Source organism: Nocardiopsis halotolerans DSM 44410 (assembly GCF_000341065.1).
GTDB lineage: Bacteria > Actinomycetota > Actinomycetes > Streptosporangiales > Streptosporangiaceae > Nocardiopsis > Nocardiopsis halotolerans.
This window is the reverse complement of record NZ_ANAX01000391.1, coordinates 1-6090: the sequence shown is the minus strand read 5'-3', so window position 1 is coordinate 6090 and position 6090 is coordinate 1. Positions and strand designations below refer to the sequence as shown.

General features: G+C 71.6%; 5 protein-coding genes. All 5 read right to left on the bottom strand.

Translation table 11 applies throughout. The features are described 5' to 3' along the window. Window positions 1–145: 145 nt before the first annotated feature. Window positions 146–1297: a glutamate 5-kinase gene (gene proB / locus D455_RS0128080; RefSeq protein ID WP_017573979.1), complete on the bottom strand. Its 1152-nt coding sequence runs from the start codon at window positions 1295–1297 to the stop codon at window positions 146–148. 82 nt (window positions 1298–1379) lie between these two features. Next, window positions 1380–2744, bottom strand: coding sequence for a GTPase ObgE (gene obgE / locus D455_RS0128075; RefSeq protein WP_017573978.1), 1365 nt, complete (start codon window positions 2742–2744; stop codon window positions 1380–1382). A gap of 123 nt (window positions 2745–2867) precedes the next feature. Continuing rightward, window positions 2868–3128, bottom strand: coding sequence for a 50S ribosomal protein L27 (rpmA, locus tag D455_RS0128070; protein WP_017573977.1), 261 nt, complete (start codon window positions 3126–3128; stop codon window positions 2868–2870). Window positions 3129–3140: 12 nt separating this feature from the next. Next, window positions 3141–3452, bottom strand: a complete 312-nt coding sequence (gene rplU / locus D455_RS0128065; protein WP_017573976.1) for a 50S ribosomal protein L21 — start codon at window positions 3450–3452, stop codon at window positions 3141–3143. Between the two features lie 359 nt (window positions 3453–3811). Then, window positions 3812–6090, bottom strand: a 2279-nt coding sequence (locus D455_RS0128060) for an Rne/Rng family ribonuclease (RefSeq protein WP_017573975.1), incomplete at its 5' end; no start/stop codon positions are given.

Genomic DNA, 6090 nt, shown 5'->3' with positions numbered 1-6090 from the left:
CGGCCCGGCCGGTGGTCCGCCGAACCGGCCGTCCGACCGCTCCGGCGCTCCTCGCGGTTCCGCCGGTGCGGCGCACGAGGCGCACAGGGCGGCGGTGAGGACGGCCGCCAGCACGGCCCGGACCGTGTCCCGGGCGCCCGGGTCCCTAGAGCACAACGAGGTCGTCCCGGTGCACCAGTTCACGCTCGTAGGAGGGACCCATCTCCCGCGCCAGCCACCGGGTGGACCGCCCCATCAGGTCGGGCACCTCGGCGGCGTCGTAGTTGACCAGCCCGCGGGCGACCACGCCGCCCTGCTCGTCGCACAGGTCCACCGGGTCGCCCGCGCTGAAGTCGCCCGCCACCCTGGTCACACCGGCCGGGAGCAGGGAGGCCTTCTCCCTCACCACCGCCGTGACCGCGCCGGGGTCCAGGACCAGGCTGCCCCGCCCCGNNCCCCCCAGCCACAGCTGGCGTGCGGAGGGGCGGCGCCCGCGCCCCGGGGCGAACAGGGTGCCCACCGGTCCGCCCCCCAGGGCGGCGCGGGCGTTCGCGGCCGAGGTCAGCACGGTGTGCACCCCCGCCTCCGTGGCGATGCGCGCCGACTCCACCTTGGTGACCATCCCGCCGGTGCCCACGCCCCGCCTGCCCGTGCTGCCGATGTCGATCCCGTCCAGGTCGGCCGGACCGCGCACCAGACTGACCACCGACGATCCCGGGGTGGAGGGGTTGCCGTCGTACAGGGCGTCCACGTCCGACAGCAGTACGAGCGCGTCGGCGCGCATCAGGTGCGCCACCAGGGCCGCCAGCCGGTCGTTGTCACCGAACCGCAGCTCGTGGGTGGCCACGGTGTCGTTCTCGTTGACGATGGGAAGGGCACCGATGTCCAGCAGGCGGCGCAGTGTGCGCTGGGCGTTGCGGTGCTGTACCCGGCGCATCATGTCCTCGACCGTGAGCAGGACCTGCGCCGCGGTGAGGCCGCGCGCGGCCAGCTCGGCCGTGTACGCGGCCAGCAGCAGCCCCTGCCCCACGCTGGCCGCGGCCTGTTGGGAGGCCAGGTCCCGGGGTCGGCGGGCCATGCCGAGCGGGGTCATCCCGGCGGCGACCGCGCCGGAGGAGACCAGGATGACCTCCTGGCCCGCGTCGCGGCGGTCCGCCAGCACCCGGACCAGGTCGCGGATGCGGCAGGAGTCGATCCGGCCGTCGGGGGTGGTCAGGGACGAGGAGCCGACCTTCACCACGACGCGGCGCGCGGCGGACACCGCCGCGCGCCCGGTGGTCTCCAGGGAGTCGTTCTGTTCGGTTCGTGCGCTGTGCACCGTCTGGGGCTTTCCATCCAGTGGCGCGGCGCCGGGCGCCGCGCTCGTGCCTGTTCGGCCGGGCCGTCGGTCCCCGCGCGGTTCAGCCCAGCCGGGCGTCGGTTCCGCGCGGGCCGGACGGGACGACCTCGGCGTCCATGGAGGGGTCCCAGTCGAAGACCACGGAGTCCTCCTCGGTGCCGATGCGCACCTCGGCGCCCTCGGTGGCACCGGCCCTGGCCAGCTCCTCCTCGATACCGAGGCGGTTGAGGCGCTCGGCGAGGTAGCCCACGGCCTCGTCGTTGGAGAAGTCGGTCTGGCGCACCCACCGGGCGGGCTTGTCGCCGCGCACCTGGAAGGCGTTGTCACCCAACGGCACGACCTCGAAGGGGGTGTCGCCGATGGCCTGCGGACGGATCACGATGCGGGTGGGCTCCGCGGGGGGTGCGGCCCGACGCGCCGCGGCCACCTGCTCGCCCAGGGCGAAGGACAGTTCCCGCAGCCCCTCCCGGGACGCGGCGGAGACCTCCATGACCCGGTAGCCGCGCTCGACGAGCATGGGGGTGACCAGGTCGGCGAGCTCGCGGGCGTCGGGAACGTCCACCTTGTTCAGGGCGACCAGACGCGGCCGGTCGGACAGGTCCACGCCCGCCCGCTCCCCGTAGGCGGACAGCTCCGCCTCCAGGGCCTCCAGGTCGCTGATCGGGTCGCGGCCCTGCTCGTAGGTGGCGCAGTCCAGAACGTGCAGGAGGGTGGAGCAGCGCTCGATGTGGCGCAGGAACTCCAGACCCAGGCCCCTGCCGTCGCTGGCGCCGGGGATGAGGCCGGGCACGTCGGCGATGACGTACTGGACGTTGCCCGCCTCCACCACGCCCAGGTTGGGCACGAGGGTGGTGAACGGGTAGTCGGCGATCTTGGGGCGGGCCGCCGACATGGCGGCGATCAGCGACGACTTGCCGGCGCTGGGGAAGCCCACCAGGCCGACGTCGGCGATGGTCTTCATCTCCAGGCGCACGTCCAGGGCCTCGCCCTCCTCGCCCTTGAGGGCGAAGCCGGGGGCCTTGCGCTTCTTGGTGGCCAGCGCGGCGTTGCCCAGCCCGCCGTTGCCCCCCTGGGCCAGCACCAGACGGGTGCCGTGACCGACCAGGTCGGCGATGACCTCGCCGTTCATACGGCTGACCACGGTGCCGTCGGGCACGGTGAGGACGAGGTCCTCGCCCTTGGCTCCGGCGCGGTGGCCGCCCTGGCCGGGCGTGCCGTTGCGGGCGGTGCGGTGCGGGCGGCGCTGGTACTCCAGCAGGGTCGCGGTCTGGGTGTCGACCTCCAGGACGAGGTCCCCGCCGCGACCGCCGTTGCCACCGTCCGGGCCCCCCAGCGGTTTGAACTTCTCACGGTGCACGGAGGCGCAGCCATGCCCGCCGTCCCCGGCCTTGACGTGCAAGACCGCCTCGTCGACGAAGTCCGGCATAGCTCTCCCCGTTACTCTCCGGCCCACACACGGGGGCCTGGACGAACACACGTGTCATCCATGACAACGCGAGAGGCGGGCCAGTGTTCCCTGGCCCGCCCGACACAACGTCCGCGCGCGAACCTACTCGGCGGCCGCGGGAACGATGTTCACGGCCTTGCGACCGCGGAAGTTGGCGAACTTGACCTCGCCGGCGACCAGCGCGAACAGGGTGTCGTCGCCGCCACGGCCGACGTTGGCACCGGGGTGGAACTTGGTGCCGCGCTGACGGATCAGGATCTCGCCGGCCGAGACGGACTGGCCACCGAAGCGCTTGACGCCGAGGCGCTTGGCGTTCGAGTCACGACCGTTCTTGGTGGACGAAGCACCCTTCTTGCTTGACATTTCTCAGGCCTCCTACTTCGCCGCGATGCCGGTGACGCGCACCTGGGTGTGCTTCTGGCGGTGACCCTGGCGCTTCTTGTAACCGGTCTTGTTCTTGTACTTCAGGATGTTGATCTTGGGGCCCTTGGTCTCGCCCAGGACCTCGGCGGTGACCGTGTAGCCGCTCAGCTTGCTCGCGTCGCTGACGACGTTGCCGTCCTCGACGACGAGGATGGGCTGCCACGTGATGGTGGCACCGGTCTCCTCGGAGACCTTGTCGATGTTCAGGACGTCATCGACAGACACCTTCTCCTGTCGGCCGCCCGCTCGCACGATCGCGTACACCGGGTAACTCTCTTCCTGCTCGCTCAACGAATAATGCTCGGGACCATCCCCGAGACGTGAGGTCCGGGGTCCGGGTCCGGCCGTACCCGTGCCCAGGCCAGCCGGGAGGCTCATCCCCGTGTGGGCGGGGAGGGACCTCGTTCCACGATCCACTGATCGCCTGTAGCGGGGCGCGGGGATCCGAGGGAAACAAACCCTGCGTGGAGAGCACTTCGGTGTCGGGGCGCGCGATTGTGGTGGAGCGCGCCGACGCACCGTCCCTCAGATTACCACCGGCCCGCCACGGGCCTGTACACGTGCCGTGGTCCGGCCCGGGACGGTACCCGGTCCCGGACCACGGCGGGGCCACCGCCCCCGTCTCAGCCCGCGTCCACGGCCGTCGGCGAGGTGGCCGACGTCCTGGTACGGCGGGTACGGCGCCGCTTGGGCCGCTCCGCGGCCTCGTCGTCGCCCCCCTCGGCGGGCGTCTCCGCGACGGCGGTGTCCGCGTCGCCGGAAGCGCTGTCGTCGCCCTCGGTCCCACCGGTGTCGGCCGCCGCGCGGGCGCTCCGACGGGTGGTGGTGCGCCGGGTCCGGGTCTTCCTGGCCGGGGCCTCCTCGGAGGGCTCCCCGGTGGATTCCGCGGGGGCTTCCGCGGCCTCAGGAGCCTTCTCGGGGGCGGTGATCTCCCCCTGCTCCTCCGTGGCGGCATCGGCGGCCTTGCGGGAGCGGGAGGCCCGCTTGCGGGTCTTCTTGGCGGGCTCGGGGGACTCGGCGCCGCCGTCGGCCTCCGGCCCCTCGAAGGCCGGGGCGATCTCCTCGGCCTTGTCCGACGCGGCCTTGTCCGCCTTGCCGGAGGGCTTCTCCGCCTTCTCGGCCTTGCCGGAGGCCTTTTCGGCCTTTTCGGCCTTCTCGGCCTTCTCCGCGGCCTTCTCGGCCTTCTCCGGCTTCTCGGCGGGCTGCTCGGGCTCGCCCTTGCCCTTCTTCTTCTTGCGGCCGCCGCCGTTGCCGCCGCTCTTGCTCTCGGTCGGCTCGCTGGTCACCACGAGGCCGCGCCCGTTGCAGTGCTCGCAACTGTGCGAGAACGCCTCCAGCAGGCCCTGGCCGACCCGCTTACGAGTCATCTGGACCAGCCCCAGTGAGGTGACCTCGGCCACCTGGTGCTTGGTGCGGTCACGCGCGAGGCACTCCAGCATGCGGCGCAGCACCAGGTCGCGGTTGGACTCCAACACCATGTCGATGAAGTCGATGACGATGATGCCGCCGATGTCGCGCAACCGGAGCTGGCGGACGATCTCCTCGGCCGCCTCCAGGTTGTTCTTGGTGACCGTCTCCTCCAGGTTTCCGCCCTGGCCGGTGAACTTGCCGGTGTTGACGTCGACCACGGTCATGGCCTCGGTCCGGTCGATGATCAGCGAGCCGCCGCTGGGCAGCCAGACCTTGCGTTCCAGGGCCTTGTTGATCTGCTCGTCGACCCGGTAGGCGGCGAAGACGTCACGGTCCTCGGACCAGTGCGAGAGACGTTCGGAGAGGTTGGGGGCCACGTAGTCCACGTACTCGTGAACGGTGGTCCAGGCCTCGTCACCGGCCACGACCAGGCTGGAGAAGTCCTCGTTGAACACGTCGCGCACGACCCGTACCGTCAGGTCCGGTTCGCTGTTGAGCAGCGCCGGGGCGTTTGCCGACTTGGACTTGCGCTTGATGGAGTCCCACTGCTTGGCCAGGCGCGTGATGTCGCGCTCCAACTCCTCCTCGCTGGCGCCCTCGGCGGCCGTCCGCACGATGACACCCGCTCCGGAGGGCATGACCTTCTTGAGGATCTGCTTGAGGCGGGCGCGTTCCTTGTCGGGGAGCTTGCGGCTGATGCCGGTCATCGAACCGCCGGGCACGTACACGAGGTAACGGCCGGGCAGGCTGATCTGGCTGGTCAGGCGGGCGCCCTTGTGGCCGACGGGGTCCTTGGTGACCTGCACCAGGACCGACTGGCCGGACTTGAGCACCGACTCGATGCGCTTGGGCTGGCCCTCCAGGCCGAAGGAGTCCCAGTTGACCTCGCCCGCGTACAGGACGGCGTTGCGGCCCTTGCCGATGTCGACGAACGCGGCCTCCATGGAGGGCAGCACGTTCTGCACCCGGCCCAGGTACACGTTGCCCACGTAGGAGCGGTGCGTGGCCCGGTCGACGTAGTGCTCGACGAGGATGTCGTCCTCGAGGACCGCGATCTGGGTGCGGTCTCCGGTACGGCGGATCACCAGGTCCCGTTTGACCGACTCGCGGCGGGCCAGGAACTCCGACTCGGTGACGATCGGGGCGCGGCGGCGGCCCTGCTCGCGGCCCTCGCGGCGGCGCTGCTTCTTGGCCTCCAACCGGGTGGAGCCGCGGACCGCCTGGACCTCGTCCTCGATGGGCTTGTCCTGGCGGGGCTCACGCACCCGGACCACGGTGTTGGGCGGGTCGTCCACGGTGTTCTCGGGACCCTCTCCCCCACCGGAGCGGCGTCGACGACGGCGCCGACGACGGCTGCTGCGCTCCTCCGACTCGGAGGACTCCTCGTCGGTGGCCGCGACGGTGTCGGCGGCCTTCTCTTCCTTGTCCTTGTCCTTCTTCTGGTCCGCCTTCCTGCGCTCCGTCTGCTCCGGGGCGGGCTCGGCGGTCTCGC

Bases quoted from the DNA above. Each gene is read 5' to 3' on its own strand.
- obgE (WP_017573978.1), bottom strand. From the start codon at position 2,744: ATGCCGGACTTCGTCGACGAGGCGGTCTTGCACGTCAAGGCCGGGGAC.
- rpmA (WP_017573977.1), bottom strand. From the start codon at position 3,128: ATGTCAAGCAAGAAGGGTGCTTCGTCCACCAAGAACGGTCGTGACTCG.